The organism is Magnetospirillum sp. UT-4, assembly GCF_902729435.1.
Taxonomy (GTDB): domain Bacteria; phylum Pseudomonadota; class Alphaproteobacteria; order Rhodospirillales; family Magnetospirillaceae; genus Magnetospirillum.
Genome location: NZ_CACVCG010000057.1, coordinates 108,047 through 129,158, shown reverse-complemented (window position 1 = coordinate 129,158; position 21,112 = coordinate 108,047). Strand labels below are relative to the sequence as shown.

20 protein-coding genes are annotated in these 21,112 nt (G+C 68.7%); 18 read left to right on the top strand and 2 right to left on the bottom strand.

Annotation, left to right across the window (positions count from 1 at the left end; all coding sequences use genetic code 11):
• Window positions 1-49: 49 nt before the first annotated feature.
• The 7 genes from MTBUT4_RS09660 to MTBUT4_RS09630 are packed head-to-tail and all read left to right on the top strand — an operon-like array spanning window position 50 to window position 7,063.
• Window positions 50-1,051: an NAD(P)-dependent oxidoreductase gene (locus MTBUT4_RS09660; RefSeq protein ID WP_173979478.1), complete on the top strand. Its 1,002-nt coding sequence runs from the start codon at window positions 50-52 to the stop codon at window positions 1,049-1,051.
• Between the two features lie 29 nt (window positions 1,052-1,080).
• A complete protein-coding gene (locus MTBUT4_RS09655) occupies window positions 1,081-1,833 on the top strand; it encodes a glycosyltransferase family 2 protein (RefSeq protein ID WP_371737753.1) in 753 nt (250 codons plus the stop codon).
• Window positions 1,830-2,495, top strand: coding sequence for a bifunctional 2-polyprenyl-6-hydroxyphenol methylase/3-demethylubiquinol 3-O-methyltransferase UbiG (locus MTBUT4_RS09650; RefSeq protein ID WP_173979476.1), 666 nt, complete (start codon window positions 1,830-1,832; stop codon window positions 2,493-2,495). Before MTBUT4_RS09655 ends, MTBUT4_RS09650 begins: the two co-directional genes overlap by 4 nt.
• Window positions 2,492-4,312, top strand: a complete 1,821-nt coding sequence (locus MTBUT4_RS09645) for a hypothetical protein (RefSeq protein ID WP_173979475.1) — start codon at window positions 2,492-2,494, stop codon at window positions 4,310-4,312. Before MTBUT4_RS09650 ends, MTBUT4_RS09645 begins: the two co-directional genes overlap by 4 nt.
• Window positions 4,309-4,968 (top strand): bifunctional 2-polyprenyl-6-hydroxyphenol methylase/3-demethylubiquinol 3-O-methyltransferase UbiG, encoded by a 660-nt coding sequence (locus tag MTBUT4_RS09640; protein ID WP_173979474.1) that lies wholly within the window; start codon window positions 4,309-4,311, stop codon window positions 4,966-4,968. Before MTBUT4_RS09645 ends, MTBUT4_RS09640 begins: the two co-directional genes overlap by 4 nt.
• Entirely contained in the window at window positions 4,965-5,738 is a 774-nt protein-coding gene (locus MTBUT4_RS09635; protein WP_173979473.1) for an SDR family NAD(P)-dependent oxidoreductase, read from the top strand. Before MTBUT4_RS09640 ends, MTBUT4_RS09635 begins: the two co-directional genes overlap by 4 nt.
• Window positions 5,739-5,740: 2 nt before the next feature.
• Window positions 5,741-7,063: a hypothetical protein gene (locus MTBUT4_RS09630; RefSeq protein WP_173979472.1), complete on the top strand. Its 1,323-nt coding sequence runs from the start codon at window positions 5,741-5,743 to the stop codon at window positions 7,061-7,063.
• On the opposite strand, the gene MTBUT4_RS09625 is transcribed toward MTBUT4_RS09630, so the two are convergent.
• Complete coding sequence (locus MTBUT4_RS09625; RefSeq protein ID WP_173979471.1) at window positions 7,047-7,997, bottom strand: class I SAM-dependent methyltransferase; 951 nt, start codon at window positions 7,995-7,997, stop codon at window positions 7,047-7,049. The genes MTBUT4_RS09630 and MTBUT4_RS09625 overlap by 17 nt on opposite strands.
• A 91-nt stretch (window positions 7,998-8,088) precedes the next feature.
• Here MTBUT4_RS09625 and MTBUT4_RS09620 point away from each other — a divergent pair, with 91 nt between their 5' ends.
• The 5 genes from MTBUT4_RS09620 to MTBUT4_RS09600 are packed head-to-tail and all read left to right on the top strand — an operon-like array spanning window position 8,089 to window position 14,430.
• A complete protein-coding gene (locus tag MTBUT4_RS09620) occupies window positions 8,089-9,705 on the top strand; it encodes a hypothetical protein (protein ID WP_173979470.1) in 1,617 nt (538 codons plus the stop codon).
• Between the two features lie 10 nt (window positions 9,706-9,715).
• Window positions 9,716-10,831, top strand: coding sequence for a Gfo/Idh/MocA family protein (locus MTBUT4_RS09615; RefSeq protein WP_254434802.1), 1,116 nt, complete (start codon window positions 9,716-9,718; stop codon window positions 10,829-10,831).
• Entirely contained in the window at window positions 10,831-11,907 is a 1,077-nt protein-coding gene (locus tag MTBUT4_RS09610; protein WP_254434801.1) for a Gfo/Idh/MocA family protein, read from the top strand. The genes MTBUT4_RS09615 and MTBUT4_RS09610 overlap by 1 nt, the downstream gene beginning before the upstream one ends.
• A gap of 39 nt (window positions 11,908-11,946) precedes the next feature.
• Window positions 11,947-13,074 (top strand): hypothetical protein, encoded by a 1,128-nt coding sequence (locus MTBUT4_RS09605; RefSeq protein WP_173979468.1) that lies wholly within the window; start codon window positions 11,947-11,949, stop codon window positions 13,072-13,074.
• Window positions 13,075-14,430, top strand: a complete 1,356-nt coding sequence (locus MTBUT4_RS09600) for a hypothetical protein (RefSeq protein WP_173979467.1) — start codon at window positions 13,075-13,077, stop codon at window positions 14,428-14,430.
• Here the strand turns inward: MTBUT4_RS09600 and MTBUT4_RS09595 are convergent.
• Window positions 14,381-15,643: an O-antigen ligase family protein gene (locus MTBUT4_RS09595; protein WP_173979466.1), complete on the bottom strand. Its 1,263-nt coding sequence runs from the start codon at window positions 15,641-15,643 to the stop codon at window positions 14,381-14,383. The two genes, MTBUT4_RS09600 and MTBUT4_RS09595, sit on opposite strands and share 50 nt — an antisense overlap.
• Before the next feature lie 275 nt (window positions 15,644-15,918).
• Here MTBUT4_RS09595 and MTBUT4_RS09590 point away from each other — a divergent pair, with 275 nt between their 5' ends.
• Genes MTBUT4_RS09590 through MTBUT4_RS09565 form a run of 6 tightly spaced genes read left to right on the top strand, consistent with a single transcriptional unit; the run spans window position 15,919 to window position 21,112 of the window.
• Window positions 15,919-16,305, top strand: coding sequence for an SxtJ family membrane protein (locus MTBUT4_RS09590; RefSeq protein ID WP_173979465.1), 387 nt, complete (start codon window positions 15,919-15,921; stop codon window positions 16,303-16,305).
• 15 nt (window positions 16,306-16,320) lie between these two features.
• Window positions 16,321-16,473: a DUF5989 family protein gene (locus tag MTBUT4_RS09585; protein WP_173979464.1), complete on the top strand. Its 153-nt coding sequence runs from the start codon at window positions 16,321-16,323 to the stop codon at window positions 16,471-16,473.
• Between the two features lie 10 nt (window positions 16,474-16,483).
• On the top strand, window positions 16,484-18,271 hold the full coding sequence (locus tag MTBUT4_RS09580; RefSeq protein WP_173979463.1) for a carbamoyltransferase: 1,788 nt from the start codon (window positions 16,484-16,486) through the stop codon (window positions 18,269-18,271).
• Complete coding sequence (locus MTBUT4_RS09575; protein ID WP_173979462.1) at window positions 18,268-19,272, top strand: bifunctional 2-polyprenyl-6-hydroxyphenol methylase/3-demethylubiquinol 3-O-methyltransferase UbiG; 1,005 nt, start codon at window positions 18,268-18,270, stop codon at window positions 19,270-19,272. Before MTBUT4_RS09580 ends, MTBUT4_RS09575 begins: the two co-directional genes overlap by 4 nt.
• On the top strand, window positions 19,269-20,351 hold the full coding sequence (locus tag MTBUT4_RS09570; RefSeq protein WP_173979461.1) for a hypothetical protein: 1,083 nt from the start codon (window positions 19,269-19,271) through the stop codon (window positions 20,349-20,351). The genes MTBUT4_RS09575 and MTBUT4_RS09570 overlap by 4 nt, the downstream gene beginning before the upstream one ends.
• Window positions 20,348-21,112 carry a 3-deoxy-manno-octulosonate cytidylyltransferase gene (locus MTBUT4_RS09565; protein ID WP_173979460.1) on the top strand — a complete coding sequence of 255 codons (765 nt, stop codon included), beginning with the start codon at window positions 20,348-20,350 and terminating at the stop codon, window positions 21,110-21,112. The genes MTBUT4_RS09570 and MTBUT4_RS09565 overlap by 4 nt, the downstream gene beginning before the upstream one ends.

The following is a 21,112-nucleotide window of genomic DNA, read 5'->3' as shown; positions in this document are numbered from 1 at the left end:
CTAGGCTGGGAACCAGCCAGAAAATTCACGCCAGCGCAGCAAGGACGGCATGAAGATCTTCATTTCCGGAGTGGCCGGTTTTCTCGGTTCTCATATTGCCGATGCCATGATCGCCGAAGGCCACCAGGTGATCGGCTGCGACAGCATGATTGGCGGCTTGCTCGACAACGTCCCCAGTACCGTCGAATTCCATCAGGTCGATTGCAATCAGTTCGACACCATGCTGCGCCTGACCAAGGGCTGCGACGTCGTCTATCACTGCGCCGCCACCGCCTATGAAGGCCTGTCGGTGTTCTCGCCGCATCTGGTGACCCAGAACATCTTCAGTGCCTCGGTGTCGCTGTTCGCCGCCGCCATCCAGAACCGGGTGCGCCGCATCGTGTTCTGCTCGTCCATGGCCCGCTACGGCACCAACGCGGTGCCGTTCCGCGAGGATTACCCGACCCGGCCGCAGGATCCCTACGGCATCGCCAAGGTCGCCGCCGAGGACGTGCTGCGCAACCTGTGCCAGGTGCATGGGGTCGAGTTCACCATCGCGGTGCCGCACAACATCATCGGGCCACGGCAGAAGTACGACGACCCCTACCGCAACGTCGCGGCCATCATGATGAACCTGATGCTGCAGAACCGTCAGCCCATCATCTACGGTGACGGCCAGCAGAAGCGGTGCTTCTCGTTCGTCGATGACTGCGTCTTCTGCCTGAAGGAGATGGCGTTCTCCAATAAGGTGCTGGGCGAGGTGATCAACATCGGCCCCGACGAGGAATTCGTCTCGGTTCTGCAACTGGCCGAGACCATCGCCAACCAGCTGCGCTTCAACCTCGATCCGATCTTCATGCCCGACCGCCCGCAGGAGGTGAAGCTGGCCACCTGTTCCGCCGACAAGGCGCGTCAGTTGCTGGGTTACCGGACAAGCATATCGCTGCGTGACGGCCTGCAGCAGATGATTGACTATATCAAGACCCGCGGCACCCTGCCGTTCAAGTACCACCTGGATCTTGAGATCATCAACGACATCACGCCGAAGACCTGGTCGGAGCGTTTGTTCTAAGGTTTTTTCGGGCAAGGGGGGTCGTAGCCGTGTGGAACTCGCAGAAAGTCAGCGTGGTCTTTCCGGCTTATAACGAGGAACCCAATATCGAAACCGCGATCCGCGATTTTAGGGCGGTGACCTTCGCCGGTCAGGCCCTGGTCGATGAGATCGTGGTGGTCGACAACAATTCCCGCGACCGCACCGGCGAACTGGCCGCCGCCGCCGGTGCGCGGGTGATCGTCGAACCCCGCCAAGGCTATGGCAACGCCCTGCAGCGCGGTCTGGCCGAGGCCGGCGGTGATCTGATCGTCCTGTGCGAGCCCGACGGCACCTTCGTCGCCCGCGACATCGTCAAGCTGCTGTCCTATGCCGAAGACTTCGCCATGGTTTGCGGCACCCGCACCACCCGCGAGCTGATCTGGGAAGAGGCCAACATGGGCTGGTTCCTGCGCTGGGGCAATTACGCCGTGGCGAAGATGCTGGAGGTGCTTTACGGAACCGCCTCCCTGACCGATTGCGGCTGCACCTTCCGCCTGGTGCGGCGCGAGGCGGCCGCCGCCATCCGCCCCGATCTCCATGTCGGCCGCAGCCATTTCCTGCCCAACATGGTGATCGCGGCGCGCATGAACGGCATCAGCATGATCGAGATCCCCTTGAGCTATCGCGGCCGTGTCGGCGAATCGAAGATCACCGGCAACCTGAAGGGCGTCTTCAACACCGGCTTCGCCATGATCGCGGTGATACTCGGCATGTGGCCGGACTTCATCCGCCGCCGCGCCGCCGCCAGGGGCGCCCCATGAGCAGTCCCGACCTCGAGGCGATGTACTCCCATCGTTTCGACGATGCCCACAAGGCGCAGATGAACGGTGTCTGGCGCGCCATCATCGACGTCACCCTGCAACGGTGGATCGGCCGCGACGCCGCCGTGCTCGATGTCGGTGCCGGCTACTGCACCTTCATCAACCAGGTCGCCGCAGGGCGCAAGGTGGCGGTGGACGCCAACCCGCACAATGCCCGCCACGCCGCCGCCGATGTCGAGTTCATCGCCGCCAGCAGCCTGCGCGACGCCGATCTGGGCGGCCGCTTCGATGTCGCTTTCATGAGCAATTTCCTTGAGCACCTGCCCGACAGCGATTCCGTGCTGGCCATGCTGGCCGATGTCCGCGCGGTGATGAAACCCGGCGGGCGCCTGATCGTGCTGCAGCCCAATTTCGCCCTGGTGGGGCCGGCCTATTTCGATTTCATCGACCACAAGACCATCCTCACCGACCGCTCGCTGGTCGAGGCGCTGGAGCTGAGCGGATTCCGCGTCGTCCATCTCAAGCGCCGGTTCATGCCCTACACCTCGGTCGGGTCGCGGCTGCCGTTCGCGTCCTGGCTGGTCCGACTGTACCTGCACCTGCCCTTCGCCCAGTTCCTGATGGGCAAGCAGACCCTGGCGGTGGCCGAGGTCGCCGGATGATCGGCCCCCTTCCCCTGGCCGGTGCCCGGTCGGGGTGGCCGGCCGGCCGGGTGATCGCCGCCCTGATCACGCTGTGCAGCATCGCCCTTGCCATCAAGTATTTCCCCGGCCTGGAAAGCAGCCAGTACTATGCCGGCCTGACCCTGCAGGCGATCATGCCGGACGCGCTGGCCAACGATCCCGTGCACGGTTTGGCACTGTCGGTATCCGGCACCCCCTACAAGCTTTCCGCCTTCTACCTGCTGCCCCGTCTGTTCGGCGAGCTGTGGCTCGACGACCGCTTCGTGCTGCCCTTCTACATCCTGATGGTGGCGGCCAGCTTCCTGGCGGTGGACCGCTTCGCCCGCCTGTTCGGGCTCGACGGACTGGCCGAGCGCGCCGTCTGCCAGCTGATGTTCATGCGCGACCACCAGATCGTCGCCAACAAGGTGATCTTCGCCCACGATCCCGACTTCCACCATTCCGCCCTGGCCCTGCCGCTGTCTCTGTGGCTGCTGTATTTCGGTCTGGCCGGGCGCGGTTGGGCCAAGGTGATGGTGATGGCCGCCGTGATGGCCGCGGTGTCGCTGCAGGTGACCCCGACCAGCGCCGCCATCGCCATCGCCGCCCTGACCATCGGGACCAGTCCGGGCCGCCAAAGGCTGGCCCTGGCGACCCTGGCCGCCGGGTTGGGCGCGGCCTATGTGGTGCTGTTCCATCTGGTGGCGCCGCCGCCGGCGGACCGGGCCGAATTGTGGCACCTGCTGACCACGCTGTGGTTCAAGAACATGGCCGATCCGTTCAACACCATTCGCGACGGATTGGTGGCGACGGTGATCGGCAACGTGCTGTTCGTGGCGCTGTGCCTGGCCACCCTGCTCTGGCGCGGCCCGGCCGAGGCCCCGATCCGCCGCCTGCGTCTGGTGGCGGCGGTATCCCTGGGCCTGTGGCTGGCGGCCGGGCTGTACGTCCATTTCGCTCCGCCCGGCCTGCAGCATCCCCAATTGCTGTTGTTTCCCTACGCCCGCCAGCTGCAGGGGCCGCAGGTGGTGATGTATGTCGGCCTGACCGCCCTGGTCTTGCGCTGGGCCCGCCGGACCGCGGCGCCCTGGCAGCAGGCCGTCGCCATCTTCGCCATCGGCGCCCTGTTCGTGGCCGGGCCGGGCAACCACCTGCAATGGGCCGGCCTCTATGCTGCCGGCGGGGCCGCCGCTGCCGCCCTGCTGTGGTGGCGGTCGCGGGCATCGGCCGCTGTCGATGGCGGACTATCGGTGCGCTGGGTGGCGGCCGGCGGGCTGGCCCTGGCCGCGCTGGTCGGTTCGTCGGTTTCCACCCTATCGCGGCTGCCCGACCTCGCCCATCTCGCCCAGACCGGCATCCACGGGCGCTCGGCTCAGGCCAAGTGGGTGGGGGTCGCGGCCTATCTTCGTGCCAATACGCCACCGGGCTCGGTGCTGCTGCCGCTTGAATATCGCGGCGAGACCACGCCGATTCCCGACTTTTCCACCTTGACGGTGCGGCGCGAGATCGCGTCGCGTTCCGGTCGGGCGGTCGCCTTGCCCTACCTGCTCGGTCACGGGCTGAAGCTCGACTATTTCCGGTGGGCTCTGCGCCAGCGCCAAACCGCCTTCGCCATCGGCGAGGACTGGATGCGGGGCGACAGCGCCGCGGTGATCGCCGGCCTTACCCTGCTGGAACCCAGTCCCGACTACATCGTGGTGCGCACGCCCGAGGCCGGCAAGATCGGCGGCCTCGATTTCCCCTTCCGCGCCGAAGCCGAGATCAATGGCTGGACGGTGCTGCGCCGGATCGCCGGCAAGGGAACCGTATTGCCATGAGTGTCGATGCTCGCGCCATGATGGAGCTGGCCCGACGGCTGTTCCCCGAGGGTTCGCCCCTGTACCGTGCGCTGCAGGTCTATCGCCCCCGCATCTGCCCCTTCCACGTCCTGGTCGAGGCGGTGCCGCCGGGGGCCACGGTGCTGGATGTCGGCTGCGGCGGCGGGCTGTTCCTGGCGCTGCTGGCGGGCAGCGGCCGCATCGCCCGCGGCGTCGGCTTCGATGCCGCCGCCGCCGCCATCGATCTGGCGCGCCGCGCCGCCGCGCGCCTGCCCGAAGGTATGCTGGAATTCCACCACCGCAATGTCGGCGAGAATTGGCCCGACGGCCTGTTCGACGTGGTTTCGGTAATCGACCTGCTTCACCATGTCCCGGAATCGGCGCGGCCCCAGGTGATCGCCGAGGCTGCCGCGCGGGTGCGGCCGGGCGGGATGCTGCTGGTCAAGGACATGGCCGAGGGGCCGTTTCCTTATGTCCTCGCCAGCCTGGTGCACGACCTCGTGCTCGCCCGCCAATGGGTCAGTTTTCCCAAACGCGCCGACATCCTGGCCTGGGCGGCGCAGGCCGGCGCCACCCTGGAGTCCGAGCGCATCGACACCATGCTGTGGTACCGGCATCATCTGTTCGTCTTTCGCAAACAGGAGCAGGCGCCGTGACCCCCTTCCGCCGCCCCGACTGGAGCCCCCGCCTGGAGCCCGGCACCCGCATCCTGGTCGCCGGCGCCACCGGCGGGCTGGGGCGCGCCCTGGTGGCCATGCTGCTGGAGGCCTCGCCCGGCATCACCATCGGCGCCCACGGCGCCAGCAAGCAATTCGACAGCGCCGATTCCCGGGTGATGCCGCTGGTCCGCCCCTTCGCCGGCGAGGCCGACTGCATCGGCCTGGTCGATGAGTTCGCCGCCCGCGCCGGCGGCATCGACGCCCTGGTCTGCCTGTCCGGGGCGATCCATTTCAGCGGCCACTGGAAGGACATGCCCGAGGCCGATTGGCGCCGCGACATGGCGGTCAACCTGGACCAGCCGTTCTTCCTGGCCCGGGCCGCCATGGCGCGGATGAAGGCGCAGGGAACCGGCGGGCGCATCCTGCTGAACGGCACCGAATCGGCGCTGCACGGCGGCAGCGCCATGAGCATGCCCTACGCCATCGCCAAGCGCGGTACCGAATGCATGGTCCAGGGCCTGGCCCGCGAGGGGGCGCCCCACGACATCCTGGTCAACGGGGTGCGGCTGGGATTCATCGCCTCGGGGTTCCACCAGCGCTGGCACGACAAGACCCCCGAGGACATGGAGCAGCGCGCCGCCCTGGTGCCCCTGAAGCGCGGCGGCGACCCGGCCGAGGCGGCGGCGCTGATGATCTGGATGCTGGGACCGTGGAGCCGGTTCGTCACCGGGCAGATGTTCGCCCTCACCGGCGGGGACTGGCTGTAGCCATGATCCGCCGGCGTCGCTCGCGCCCCTTCATCGCGGTGCTGCCGTCGCTGGCCCTGATCGGGCTGTGCGCCGCGGTGGCCTTGCGCGCCCTGGACCCGGCGCTGGCCGCCGGGACCCCGCCTTCGATCGTCCGCATCGCGGTTGCCGCCACCTGTGCCGCTTTCGCAGTGGCCGTCGCCGTGCTGGCGGCGCGGCCCGGCGGGCGCCGCTTGGTCAATGTGGCGCTGCTCAACCTGCTGCTGGCCGGTGCCGGCGTCGAGGGGGTGCTGCGGCTGTCCCAGACCTGGTTGCCCCATGCGGTGGTGGCATTGCTGCCGCCCGACGCCCGCCAGCGCCTGGCCGCCGAGCGCGGCATGTTGACCACCGCCTCCATCATCGGGTCGGGCCAATTGTATTCCTACATCCCCGGCAGCCGCTTTCCCGGCCAGCCGTGGCTGGTGCCCGATGCGCAGGGCTACCGCAACCCGCCCGAGGCCCTGGCCGGCTCGCCCGATGTGGTGCTGCTGGGCGATTCGGTGACCATCGCGGTCAACAGCCCGACCGATCTTGCGACCCTGTTCCGCCAGGACGGGATCCCCGCCCTCAATCTCGGCTTCAACGGCTACGGCCCGCCCCATTCCCGCGACGCCCTGGTGCGCCACGTGGTCGAGTCCGGCCGGTCGCCCAAGGTGGTGGTGTTTACGTTCTGCCTCTGCAACGACGTCACCGATTCCCAGGCCTATGCCCGGCTGCGGGCGGTGGGCGGCGACTGGCGCGACTATCTCGGCAGTGCGCCGGCCCGCGACGTGCCGCCGCCGCCGCTGGACCGCTCGTGGGTCGCCACCGTGGCGTGGAACCTGCCCTACGTGCTGGTCCAGGCGACGCGCCGGGGGGACGCCGGCGGCGAGGTCGCGGTGGCGCTGCCGCGGGGCACCGTCCGCCTGCCGTCCGGCAATCTCTCGCCCGCCGTGCCGCCCCGTCCGGACTGGGCGCTGGCGCTGCAGGCGCTGGACGACATGGCGGGGCGTAGCCGCGCCGCCGGCGCCGCCTTCGTGCTCGCCTACTATCCCAACGGGGGGCAGATCTACCGCCCCGGCATCACCGATCCGGCGCTCGCCAGCGCCATCGACGACGGCCGCGCCGCCGCGCTGGCCATCCTGGCGGAATGGGCGGCGGCGCAAGGCGTTCCAATGGTGGATTTCACCGCGGCGGTGCGCGACGCCAATGCCGGGACCATGGCGCTGGCGTCCGAGGGCGACTATCACCCCGGCGAGCCGGCCATCCGGCGCATGTACGAGGTGCTTGCCCCCGTCGTCCGGCCCTTCGTTACGAAAACGAAGTAAAGCGCCCCTCGGTCAGGCCGGCGGAATGCAGGTTGCGGTCGGGGAAGCGCGCCGCCATCTCGGCGGTGACGCCGGCCCTCAGGCGCTCCAGCAGCGGAGCGGGGTCGCTGCCCTCCAGCATCGCCTGGGCCAGGGCCAGGGCCTCGGGCGCCAGCTCGGCAAGGCGGTGGCGGTGCACCAGCCATTCGTTGACGTAGAGCAGGCGGGAGTCGGGCACCGGCGGCAGCATCTCGGGCAGGCTGCCCTCGGGGTCCTTGACCAGCACGTTGATGCCGTTGAGGAAGCCGTCCTCGAACTTGGCCAGGGTGGCCTTGTCCAGATTGGCCGGGTGGCCGGGGGAATAGGCCTCGAACACCATCCTGAACTCGGGGTGCGACAGCAGGAAGTCGCGGGTGCTCTGGCGCACGTCGGGATAGTTGGCGTCATCGACCACGATCACCGCGTTCTCGGCCAGATGCGGCTTGATCAGCAGCAGCGCCATCAGCTGCGAGCGGTAGTCGTGGGCGCCGTCGATCAGGAACACGCCGACCTTGCGACCATTCAGGCGCTGGGGCAGCGCCGCCAGCGCCGCCTCGAAATCCTCGTTGATCAGGGTGGCGTTGGCCAGACCCAGCCGGGCGGTGCGGTCCCTGACGATGCCCAGGTTCTCGCCCTTGGGGTCGAGCAGCGAGAAATTGTCGATGCCGAAGCAGGCGAGATCGGGGTTTTCCAGCGCCACCGACAACAGCGACAGGCCCTGGAACACGCCGATCTCCAGGTAGCAGACGTCGTTGCGGCCCCGGAACAAGCCCGCCATGCGCTGCAGCGCCCCCACCGTGGCGCGGCCCGACAGGCCGGTGAGCACCTCGGCGCCCTTGTCCGACATCAGGCCGGTCGCCGACGCCTCGCGCAGGCAGGCGATCACCTGCCGGAAGAAACCCTGCCTATCCGCCATCGTTCCCCGTTCTCCGAATCTGGCCCCGCCTTGCGCGGGGGCGCACACTATGCCACAACCACCCCCTGCTGCAAATCCGCCGAAACCCGCCATGCCGCTGACCTTGCGTACCTCGCGCGACCTGCCCGCCGCCGGCAGCTGGCGGCACTGGCTGGCGGTGACCGGCACCCCCGGTTTCAATGACGCGGCCACCCGCCTGCCCGATCTGGAGCGGCGGCTGGAGCGGGCCTTCGAGGATTCGTCGGAAACCTGGTGGCGGCTGGGCCGCGCCCACGCTGCCGATCCCGGCGGCGCGCTGTCCCATACCGTCGCCTGCGGCGCCTTCGGCTCGGATTTCGGGCTGATGCTGGCCTGGGTCCGGCTGGCCGGCGAGTTGGCCGCCGGCTCCGATCCGGTGCTGATGCTGTGTGACGATCCCTGGCTGTTCCGCCGCCTCGCGGCGCTGCCCGGGGTGCAGGCGGGGGCCGCGCCGCCGCTCGCTCTCACCGAACTCAAGCTGCGGCTGCGCGGTTTCGCCGCGCGCGGCCTGCTGGCGCTGCGGCTGGCCCGTTCGGCGGTGGCGGCGCGGCGCTGGCGCGGCGCCATCAAGGGTGGCGACCCGGTGCTGCTGGTCTACGGCCACCCGGCCAGCCGGGCCGACGGCTTCGACGCCTATTTCGGCACCCTGATGGCCGAGCTGCCGGAGACACGGCGCCTGCTGCACACCGATTGCCCGCCGCCGCGCGCCGCCCTTCTGGCCGCCGACGGCCGCACCGCCAGCCTGCACGGCTGGGGCAGCGCGCTGTTCGCCCTGACCATGCCGCTGTGGTCGTGGCGCCCGCGCCGCCGGGAAGGGGACGGCGCGGATTTCTGGCTGCTCCGCCGCGCCGCCATGCGCGAGAACGGCGGCGGCGGCCCGGCCATGAACCGCTGGCAGATGCATTGCCAGCGCCGGTTCCTGGCGGCGGTCCGGCCCCGCGTGGCGTGCTGGCCGTGGGAGAATCACGGCTGGGAGCGCGACCTTGCCCGCGCGGCGCGCACTCTCGGCATCCGCACGGTGGGCTATCAGCACACGGTGATCGGCCGCCACCAGATCAACTATGCCATCCACGCCAATGCCGACGGCGCCGCCGCGCTGCCCGACCTGATCGCCGCCGACGGCCCCGCCTACCTGGCGGAGCTGGCCGCCTGGGGCGTTCCAAAGGAGCGGCTGGGCGATGCCGGAGCGTGGCGGATCCAGCCCCTGGCGGGCCGCCCCTTCGATCCCGACGGCCCGGTCTTCGTGCCGCTGTCCGCCATCCCGGCGGTGGCCGAGCGGCAGGTGGAGGCGGCCGGGCGCATCGCCGCCACGGGACGCCAGGTGCTGGTCAAGGAGCATCCCATGTATCCCCTGGACTTCGCCGACCGGGGATGCTTGCGCCGGACGCAGACCGGCATCGGCGGCCATGCCAAGCTGTCGGCGGTGCTTTACGCCACCGGCGCCTCGGGCCTGGAGGCGCTGCTGCTGGGGCTGCCCGCCTTCCGCCTGCTGCTGGCGGACCGCATCTCCATCGACGTGCTGCCGGCCGGGATCGAGGCCGAGGCCGTCACCCTGGACGACCTGCCGCACGCCCTCGAGGCTGCCGGGGCACCGCCGCCGCTGCCGTATGGGCAGGTCCTCAGCCCGGTGGACATGGGAGTCTGGAAAAGACTGCTCAACGGTGATATGCACCCCTTCAGCCGAAGGTAGGGACCGCCACTTGCGCAGCAACACCATCAAGGTCGCCCTGATCGGATGCGGCCGCATCGCCGGACACCACGCCCGCAACGTCGTCGCCGCCGAGGGCGTGTCGCTGGCCGCCGTCTGCGACCTGGTGGCCGACAAGGCGGAAGCGTATTCGAAGGATTTCGGCTGCCCCGCCTATACCGACTACCGCCGCATGCTGACCGAGCATCCCGACATCGGCGTGGTGGCGGTGATCACCCCCTCGGGCATGCATTTCGAGCACGCCGCCGAGATGATCGAGCGCTGGGGCAAGCACGTCATCCTGGAGAAGCCGACGGTGATGCGGCCCGAGCAGCTGACGGCGCTGTGGCAATTGGCCGACGCCAAGGGCGTCTCGGTCTTCCCGGTGTTCCAGAACCGCCACAACAAGGCGGTGCGGCGGGTGCGCCAGGCGTTGGAGGCCGGCGAGCTGGGCGCCATCCGCATCGTCGGGGTGCGGGTGCGCTGGTGCCGGCCGCAACGCTATTACGACCTCGCGCCGTGGCGCGGCACCTTCAGCCATGACGGCGGCTGCCTGACCAACCAGGGCATCCACCACGTCGATCTGCTGCGCTACCTGGGCGGCGAGGTCGAGACGGTGAGCGCGACCATGCGCACCCTGGGCGCCGACATCGAGGTCGAGGACACCGTGGTCGCCACCCTGACCTATGCCTCGGGTGCGGTCGGCGTGCTGGAGGTGACCACCGCGGCGCGCCCCGACGATTTCGAGGCCTCCATCTCCTTCGTCGGCGAGAAGGGCCTGGCCCAGATCGGCGGCATCGCCGTCAACGAATTGCAGGTGTTCACCCCCGACGCGTCCGCCTGCGCCGCCAATTGCGAGGACTTCAAGGGCATCCAGGGCCAGGGCGCGGTCTACGGCTACGGCCACGCCGCCATGTACGACGACATCGCCGCGTCGTTGCGTCACGGCACCCCCTATCCGGTCAGCCGCGACGATTGCATGGCGACGCTGAAGCTGCTGCACGCCTTCTACCGCTCCGACGAGGCCGGCGGCGCCGCGGTGCGCGTCGATGCGCCCGAGCAGTCGGTGCGCCTGGGCCGCCCCGACCCGGTCCTGTCCGACCTTTACCGCACGCCGGAGGCCGGCTGATGGTACCGCACACCGGAGGCCGGCTGATGGCCGGGCGCCTCAAGGTGGGCATCGCCGGCTACGGCGTGGTCGGCCAGCGCCGCCGCCAGGTCATCGATTCCCGCGCCGACATGGTCACGGTGGCGGTGTGCGACCAGCGCCTGGACGGCGAGGGGGCGTTTGCCGACGGCGTGCGCCATTACGCCCACTACCAGCGCCTGCTCGACGAAGACCTGGACGTGCTGTTCGTCTGCCTGACCAACGACGTCGCCGCCGAGGTCACCATGGCCGGGCTGGAGCGCGGCCTGCACGTCTTCTGCGAGAAGCCGCCGGGCCGCGATCTCGCCGACATCGCGGCGGTGATCGCCTGCGAGAAGCGCCACCCGGGCCTCAAGCTGAAATACGGCTTCAACCACCGCTACCACGATTCGGTGCGCGACGCCCTGGCGCTGGTGCAGTCGGGCGAGCTGGGCCGTGTGCTCAACCTGCGCGGCATCTACGGCAAGTCCAAGATCATCGATTTCCGCTCGCCCACCCACTGGCGGACCAAGCGGGCCATCGCCGGCGGCGGCATCCTGCTCGACCAGGGCATCCACATGGTCGATCTGATCCGCCTGTTCGCCGGCGAGTTCGCCGACATCCACGCCTTCGTCAGCAACGATTTCTGGCACCACGACGTCGAGGACAACGCCTTTGCGCTGATGCGCTCGAATTCGGGCGTGGTCGCCATGCTGCATTCCTCGGCCACCCAGTGGCGGCATCGTTTCGGTCTCGATATCACCCTGTCGAAGGGCACCATCCAGCTGTCCGGCATCCTGTCGGGCTCGAAATCCTATGGCGCCGAGACCCTGACGGTGGCCTGGGCGTCGCCCGACGACGGCGGCGACCCCAAGGAGCAGACCACCCGCTACAACCGCGATCCCAGCTGGGAGGACGAGGTGGCCGAATTCGCCGACGCGGTGCTGAACGGCGGCGCCATCGCCTGCGGCTCGTCCGACGACGCGCTGAGGACCATGGAGCTGGTCTACCGCATCTATTGCGCCGATCCCGAGTGGAAGGCGCGCTGGGATCTGGACTCGAAAATCCCCGAACTCTAGGAGCAGGACGTGGAGTCAACGTCGCGTACTGGCGCTTTGATGGCCTTCATCATCGGCGTGGCGGTAGTGCTGGGGGTGGCGGAGGTGGCGCTACGCCTGTTTTCGCCGTTTCCCATCTTTGAAAAATCGGGGCATACACTGGCCCATCCGGTCCTGCTGAAGACAGTCGATCCCAGCTTTCCCGAGATCGATCGCGATGGCTTTCGCAATCCCGATCCGCCCGCCCGCCCTGAATTGGTGACACTGGGCGATTCCATGACGTACGGCTACAATGTCGGCTCGGCGCAATCATGGCCGCAGCAGCTCGGGCGCATGGCCGGGGTGTCGGTCTACAATTTCGGCATCGGCGGCTACGGACCGTTGCATTATTCCTGGCTGCTGGACAAGGCGCTGGAGAAGAAGCCGCGGGTGGTCCTGCTGGGCATCCATCTGCCCAACGATCTCAACGACGTCTGCAAGATGTTCGGCATCGTGTACTGGAAGGACTGGGCCGACCGGCGAGGTATCGACGTCGAGGCCTGCGTGCGCCGCGCCGGCGGCGTGACGACCGCGCCGAACGTCGAGGTGCAAGGCCCAACCCTGGGTCAACGCCTCAAGCTGGCGGTGCGCCGCACCGCTCTGGGCAGCGCCGTCGGCACCCTGGTGGTGGATCCGTTGAACTATGCGCTGTCGCGTAAGGCCGAACCCGGAACCGTGGTGTTCCGCGACGGCCGCAACGATACCTATATCAGCAAGGCCTTCAACGTCTTCACCGCCGGCAATTCCGATCCCGCAGCCGAGTGGATGCAAATCGCCGCGCCGCTCACCGAGGCGCTGTTCGTCGAGATGGCGGGACGGGCGAGGACCCAGGGCGTCGATTTCGGTATCGTCTTCATTCCGTCGAAGCAGAGCGTCTTCCAGACCTATCTGGAGGAGGCGGGACAGACCCTGCCGCCCGAGTTCCTGACGGTGGTCGAGCAGGAAGCGGCGCTTGAGGGGCGGTTCGCCAAGGTGTTGGACGGGGCCGGCATCGCCTGGGCCAACGCCCGCCCGGCGTTGGTGTCGCTGCTGCGCGAGCAGCGCGAGGTCTATCCGTTCCGCGACGACGACCACCCTCTGGCACCCGGCTACGAGGCCATCGCCCGCGTCGCCTTCGAGCGGTTCTTCGCCAGGACAGAGGGGCGCTAGGTGGCGGCCAGGGGCCTGCTCGCCCTTTTCGGCCTCGCGCTGCTGGCGGCGGCGGCAATGACCCTCAGGTATCTGGGTGCGGTTCCCCTGGCGGTCGGCTTGACCGGTCTCGTCGCGACGGCGGGTCTGGTGTTGGTTTCGGCCTGGTGGTGGCGCGGCGGCCAGGGTGTCGTCCTGGCGGCCCTGGTGGCTGCGGCGCTCGGGGTGTTTCTGGCCGACTTGGCGCTACGTGCCGGTCTGACCGGTCCCGCCGCGCCGCCGGCAGCGGGCGACATCGACCCGCGCACCCGGCGCGAGGTGGTCGCCGACTTGCGGGCCTCGGGCGTCCGGGCCTATCCGGCGCTGCTACCCAGCTTGGTGCTGCGGAACGACGGAAGCGGCGGTCCGCGCTCCCGCTTCAGCGACGCCGCCGGGCGGGAGATCATGCCATTGGCCGGCCTGCCAGAGGTGGAGACGGTATTCTGCCGAGAGGGGCGGGACTGGCTGGTCTACCGTTCCGATGAACGAGGATTCAACAATCCCCGCGGACTCTGGGAGCGGCCGCGATTGGCGGCGGTGGTGGTGGGGGATTCCTTCGTCCACGGCGCCTGCGTGCCCTCGGGTCGTTCCTTCGTGGACCGGCTACGCCGCGGAGCGGAGGGCGGTGTGCTGGCACTCGGCATGGCCGGGAACGGGCCGCTGACCGAACTGGCGACCCTGCGGGAGTACCTGCCGGGGCTGAAGACTGACCATGTGATCTGGGTCTATTTCGAGGGTAACGACCTGCTGCAGGACATCGGGCGGGAAGCGGCTGCTCCGCTGCTGCTGTCGGCCCTCCAACCGGGCTGGCGGCAGGATGTTGAAGCCGCCCGTCCCGACCTCGATCTTCAGGTCGCGGCGTTCCTGGAGGCTGGCCTCGCCGATGACCCCGCCGCGGTCGAAACCCAGGTCCATGAGACGCCGGCCGAGGCGGGACTGAAATCCGTCCTGCTCCTGCGCCGGCTGCGCGACCGGCTGGGGCTGGTCCCTGGACCCGGTCGCGACTCCGTCGAGCTGTTCGTCGAGGTGATCGATCAGGCGCGCCGCCTGGCCGAGGCCGAGGGTGCGCATTTTCACCTTGTCATGCTGCCGTCGCCGCGGCGCTATGCAGGTCTGGGCGGACGCCTCAGTGCCGAACTGACCGCGCAGCGGCTGAAGCGGGGGCTGTCGCGCCTGGCCGGATTGTCGGTGATCGATCTCGATCCCGCATTTCGCGCCGATGGCAGCCCCGATCGGCTGTTCCAGGGATTTCATTACACCGAGGACGGCAACGCCCTGGTCGCCCGGATCATCGCCCGGCGTCTGGGCGATCCGTGGCGAGCCGAACCGGATCGGTGAACGCCACCGCCATCAACGCCGCCAGCCACACCGCCATCAGCCACCAGCTCTGCCAGGCGCCGAAGGAAACCGTGGACATGGCGAAGCCGGCGGCCAGGGTCGCCACCCGGGGGGCGCGCACCGCTGGCGCCGCCGCATTGGCCAGCCTTAGCAGCGTCAGCAGCACCGCCGCCGCCAGCAGGGCGCCGATCGCCCCCAATTCCACCCAGATCTGGAGCGGTGCGTTATGGGGGTGCAGCGGCATCTGCTGCATCCGCTGGACGATCAAGCCCAAGGGCCGGTTGGGTTGGTCGGCTGGACCGATATAGCCGTGCATGTGGACCAGGGCGTCGTCGTCACCACCCGGCAACGCCCGCGACCCCTCCAGACCCCACCCCAGGAGCGGCCGCTCCGCGATCCGGTCGGCGGCGAACTTCCAGATCATCGTCCGGTGCAGGGTGGAATTGGGCAAATACGGCAGCGACACCGCCAGCTGCTCGGTTGGCGGGAGCTGACGCAGGAGGGGAACGCCGGCAAGCACCGCCACCAGGGCTGCCGCGACCGCCCAGGTTCCAATGCGTGGCACCAGGCAGAGTGCGGCGGCCGCTACGGCGGCGCCAAGGCCGAGCATGGCGGACAGGCTCGAAGAGACCACCGCGAGGGCAATCACGGCAACAAGGGTGACCCCGGCCGCCAGCCGACGTCCCCTGAACGCCAGCCCGGCGACCGTGGGTATGCCCAACAGCACGACCACGGTTGCTCCCGCCTTGAACCGGGTGGCGTTTACGGCGACGCTCACGTCGGGATTGCGCCATTCGTTCATCAGGATGGTCAGCGGCATTCCCATCCAGCCCTCGGCCACGGCCAATGCCACCGCCCCGCCGATGCCCCAGGCGGCGGCCCGCGTGACCCGAACCAGATCGGCGGCGGTCAGCCTAGCGAACCCCGCCAGCAGCAGGCTCCCGCAGGCCATCCATGCTGAAAGCGCCAAGGCCTTCCGCACCGCCAGGCCTTCGGTGTGCTCCCAGGCCGCGCTGGCGAAGCCCCACAGGATAAGGGCGCCGAGCCCTGCCGCCAGGACCGGCGGCAGGGTGCCGTCATGCCAGGGTCGGCGCCGGTCGCGGATGGCGGCGGCGACCACCGCCACGGCCACCAGGACCACCAGCGGCACCAATCCGCGATTGGAGACCAGCGAAAGGACCGGCGCCACGCCGACCACCCATGCCACCGTCATCGGGACGAAGCCGGGCCGGGGCTGCGGGGGGGTGTCCCTGCGTGAGGGCGGAAGAGGGGACGTCATCGGAACGGAGTGTGCTTCAGGCGTGCCAACATGGCAAGCCATGCCGGTCCGTCGATGCCCCGGCGAGGCCGTCCGCGTTTTCTTCCTTCCCATAAGCCTTGCCGTCGGTATAATCCGCCAGCCTTTCCGGTGGGTACGGGCATGCCGGCCGGATGGCGGGAATTGCCGGCGCCCAGTCGCAACAGCTTCGCAGGAACTCCAGTCCAATCATGGTTGCGCGTCAGACCAACCGGGCCTTCGGCCTGACCTTCACCGCGGTTTTCGCGATGATCGCCGCGGTCGGCTTCCTCGCGTTCGATGTGGTGCTGACGTGGGCGATGACGGCGTCGGCGGTGTTTCTGGCCCTGGCCCTGGCGGCACCGGCCGTGCTGTTGCCGCTGAACCGCCTGTGGGGGCGGCTGGTGGCGGGCCTAGGGCACGTCAACAACCGGCTGGTGCTGGGGCTGTTCTTCTATGCCGTGGTCACTCCGGTCGGAGTGCTGATGCGGCTGGCGGGCAACGACCCCATGCATCGCCGCCTCGACCCCGCGGCCAAGAGCTACCTGCAACCGGTCGGCCGCCGCGCCGGTCCAGACACCTATCCCGACCTGTTCTAATCAGAGTGCGAACCGATGCTGAGCGTCCTGGGGCAATTGTTCAAGTTCATGCGGGTGTACCGCAAGTTCTGGCTGGCGCCGATCATCCTCGGCCTGCTGGCGCTGGGCGCCTTGCTGATCGCGGCGCAGAGCACCGCCATCGCGCCCTTCATCTACGCCATCTTCTGACGGCGGCCCCATGATCGTCCTGGGCATTTCGGCGTTCTACCACGACAGCGCGGCCGCCATCGTGCGCGACGGCGAGATCATCGCCGCCGCCCAGGAGGAGCGCTTCACCCGGGTCAAGCACGATGCCGGCTTCCCCGCCCATGCCATCCAGTACTGCCTGGATGCGGCCGGGGTGAGCCTGGAGCAGGTCGATCGCGTCGGCTTCTACGACAAGCCGCTGCTGACCTTCAACCGGCTGCTGGAAACCTACGTCTCCTTCGCGCCCAGGGGCCTGACCTCGTTCGCCAAGGCGATCCCGGTCTGGGTCAAGGAAAAGATCCTGCAGAAGGAGCTGATCCACAAGGGCCTGAACCGTCTGGGGCGCGGCACCATCGCCGCCGAGAAGCTGTATTTCGGCTTCCACCACCACAGCCATGCCGCCTCGGCGTTCTTCCCGTCGCCGTTCGAGAAGGCGGCGATCCTGGTCATGGACGGCGTCGGCGAGTGGGCCACCACCACCATCGGCCGCGGCGACGGCAACCGCATCGAGCTGTTGTCCGAGATCCGCTTCCCCCATTCCCTGGGGCTGCTCTATTCCGCCTTCACCTATTATCTCGGCTTCAAGGTCAACGAGGGCGAATACAAGGTGATGGGCCTCGCCCCCTACGGCGAGCCCAAATACGTCGATCTGATCCGCGACCACCTGATCGACATCAAGGAGGACGGGTCGTTCCGCCTGGACCAGCGCTATTTCGACTATTGCACCGGGCTGACCATGACCAACGCCGCCTTCGCCGAGCTGTTCGGCGGGCCGGCGCGGCGGTCCTCGGAGCCGCTGACGCAGAAACACATGGACCTGGCCCGCTCGCTGCAGGCGGTGACCGAGGAGATCGTGATGCGCCTGGCCGCCACCGCCCGGCGCATCACCGGCGAGGACGACCTGGTGATGGCCGGCGGCGTGGCGCTGAACTGCGTCGCCAACGGCCGCCTGCTGCGCGAGGGGCCGTTCCGCCGCCTGTGGGTGCAGCCCGCCGCCGGCGATGCCGGCGCCGCCCTGGGCGTGGCCCTGTCCATCGCCCACGAGGTCGGCGGCGCGCCGCGCATGGTCCATCCCAACGATGCCCAGCAGGGCTCGCTGCTGGGACCGGATTTCGGGCGTGACCACATCCTCAAGCTGATCGAGACCCGGGGCGCCAAGGCCGAGGAACTGGCCGACGACGCCCTGTTCACCACCGTCGCCGCCGCCCTGGCCGACGAGAAGGTGGTCGGCTGGTTCCAGGGCCGCATGGAATTCGGGCCGCGCGCCCTGGGCAACCGCTCGATCCTGGGCGACGCCCGCTCGCCCCGCATGCAGTCGGTGCTGAACCTCAAGATCAAGTACCGCGAGAGCTTCCGCCCCTTCGCCCCCATCGTGCTGAAGGACGATTCCGCCGAGTATTTCGATCTGGCGGCGGAGTCGCCCTATATGCTGATCGTCGCCCCGGTGGCCGAAAAGCGCCGCCGCGCCATGACCGCCGAGGAAGCAGGGCTGTTCGGCATCGACAAGCTGAAGGTGGCGCGCAGCGACATCCCCGCCATCACCCATGTGGACCATTCCGCCCGCATCCAGACCGTCGATGCCGGGCGCAATCCGCGCCTGCACCGGCTGCTGGACTCCTTCAAGGCGGTGACCGGCTACGGCGTGCTGGTCAACACCAGCTTCAACATCCGCGACGAGCCCATCGTCTGCACCCCGGACGACGCCTGGCGCTGCTTCATGGGAACCGAGATGGACATGCTGGTGCTGGGCAACTTCGTCCTGAGGAAGGAGGCGCAGTGACCACGCTTCCCCTGTTCTCCGACCGCATCCTGCCGCTGCTGAAGGCGCCGGGAAAGGGCGACGACACCACCATCGCGGTGACCGCCGACGGCCTGCGCTGCCCCGAGACCGGCGAGGCCTTCCCGCTGCTGCGCGGCATCCCGTCGCTCTACCACCCCTCGCCCGAGGAAGGCGCGGACGTCACCGCCCGCATCCGCTCGTTCTACGAGGAGACGCCGTTTCCCAGCTACGAAGGGCTCGAGGAATACGGCGAACTGGTCAGCAAGGGCCTGTCCAACCCGTTCTCGCGTCAGCTGCTCGACGCCATCGGCCACAACAAGACGGTGCTGGAATGCGGCTGCGGCACCGGCCAGATGAGCAACTTCCTGCAGCTCAACAACAACCACGTGCTGGGCATCGACCTGTCGCTGGCCTCGCTGGGCCTGGCGGTCGAGCACAAGACCCGCAACCAGCTGACGCGGCCCGGCTTCTGCCAGATGAACATCTTCGAGCTGGCCATCAAGGATTCCTCGTTCGACGTGGTCATCAGCCACGGCGTGCTGCACCACACCTTCGACGCGCGCCGCGCCTTCGCCAGCATCGTGAAGAAGTGCAAGCCGGGCGGCTTCGTCATGGTGGGCCTTTACAACATGCCCTCGCGCTTCCCCACCTGGATGCGCTCGAAGCTGATCCGCCTGCTGGGTCCCAAGATCGACTACGTGGTCCGCAACCGCATCCGCGACGCCCGCAAGGCCGAGGTGTGGATCAAGGACCAATACTTCAATCCGCACGAGACCTGGCATTCCATCGACGAGGTGCTGGGCTGGTTCGACGAGAACGGCATCGAGTACCTCAACTGCTCGCCGGCCATCCTGGACAGCGCCGGCGAGGACGCGCCCGGCCTGTTCGACAAGACCGACCCCGGCACCCGCTGGAGCCGCTTCGTCACCCAGATGTCGTGGCTGGGCACCATCGCCCGCGAGGGCGCGCTGTTCGACGTGATCGGAAGGAAGGCGGCATGAAGCGACGGCGCCGCCACGGCGGCGACAATCCGTCGCTGACCGGGGCGGCATTCGCCCTGATTCTGGGCGTCGCCATCCTGGCCGGCATGGCCGAGGCGGCGTTGCGGGTCCTGATGCCGCGTTGGCAGGAGTTCTATTCCGGGCGGTTCATCGAGCTGGGCCACGTGCCCGGACATGGGCCCTTCGCCATCGGCCGGGCCGGGTTTGACGGCTGGTTCTCGCAGAACAACGGCGACTTCCGGTCCCACATCCGGTTGAATGAATCCGGCCTGCGCAACGATGAGCCGGTCGGCGCGGCCGACGGCCGCATCTGGGTGATCGGCGATTCGATGACCTTCGGCTGGGGTGTCGAACGGGATCAAATGTACAGCTCGGCGCTCGCCGCCGCGGGATATCCCACCTACAACGTGGCGAGCCCGGGTACCGACCTGTGCGGCTATCAGGCCCTTTACGACCGCATGCCGGCCCATGTCCGCCCAGGTGCCGTCGTGCTCGGATTGATCCTCGAGAACGACATGGCCAATTACGATTGCGCCGGCCGCGCCGCCGCCGCCGCGGCTCGCGCGGCACCGGAGCCGGACGAGGCCATGCGGCTGATCGACGTCAAGATGGCTCTGACCCACCACAGCGCGCTGTACAATTTCTTTGCGGTCGCGGTGAAGCGGGTGGATGTGGTGAACCAGGCCCTTCAGGTGGTCGGTCTCGTCAATCCCACCCACGTCGAACACCACCACCGTACCGCCTCCGAGATGGATTCCGTGGTGGGCAAGACTGCCGACGCCGTCCTCGACCTGCAACGCAAGCTGCCGGAGGGAACGCCGTTCGTCGTGCTGGTGGTGCCGACCCGCTTCGAGATTCGCGACCAGGACGCCTCCTCTCGCCAGCTTCGGGAGTCGGTACTGGTCGAGCTGGCGCGGCGAGGCATCGCCACCGTCGATCCGCTGCCGGCCTTCCTGGCGGCCGGATTCGCCCCAACCCACTTCGCCCATGACGGCCACTGGTCGCCGCTGGGGCACAAGCTGGCCGCCGAGGCGCTGACCCAATGGCTCGCCGCGAACGTTCAGGAGACGCCGCAATGAAGATCATCGGCCTCGTCCCCGCCCGCATGGCCGCCAGCCGGTTTCCGGGCAAGCCGCTGTTCCCGCTGCTGGGCCGGCCCATGCTGGAACACTGCGTCCTGCGCGCCGCCAAGTATCCGCGCTGGGACGTGCTGGCGGTCTGCACCTGCGATGCCGAGATCGCCGATTTCGCCGCCGCCAAGGGCTGGCCGGTGATCATGACCAAGGACACCCATACCCGCGCGCTCGACCGGGTGGCCGAGGCCGCGACCAAATGCGGCACGGCGGTGGCCGAGGACGATCTGGTGCTCTGCGTCCAGGGCGACGAGCCCATGCTGACGCCCGAGATGATCGCGGCGGTGGTGCAGCCCTTCCTCGACGATCCGGCGGTGGAGGGAACCATGCTGGGCGTCCACATCACCGACGAGGGGATGTGGCGCAACCCGGATATCGTCAAGATCATCCATGACCTGGCGGGCAACGTGCTCTACACGTCGCGCGCGCCCATTCCCTATGCGAAACAGTTCTCGCCCGAGCTGGGGGCGCGCCGGGTGGGCGGCATCTTCGGCTTCCGCTGGCACGCCCTGAAGCGTTTCACCGAGACCCCGGAATCGCCGCTGGAAAGGAAGGAATCCTGCGATTCCAACCGCATTCCCGACAATGGCTGGTTCCAGCGCGTCGCCCCCTTCCCGGCCACCGCGTATTTCTCGGTGGACAGCCCCGGTGACGCCAAGGTGGTCGAGGACGCGCTGACCGCCGATCCGCTGTGGGGAACCTATTGA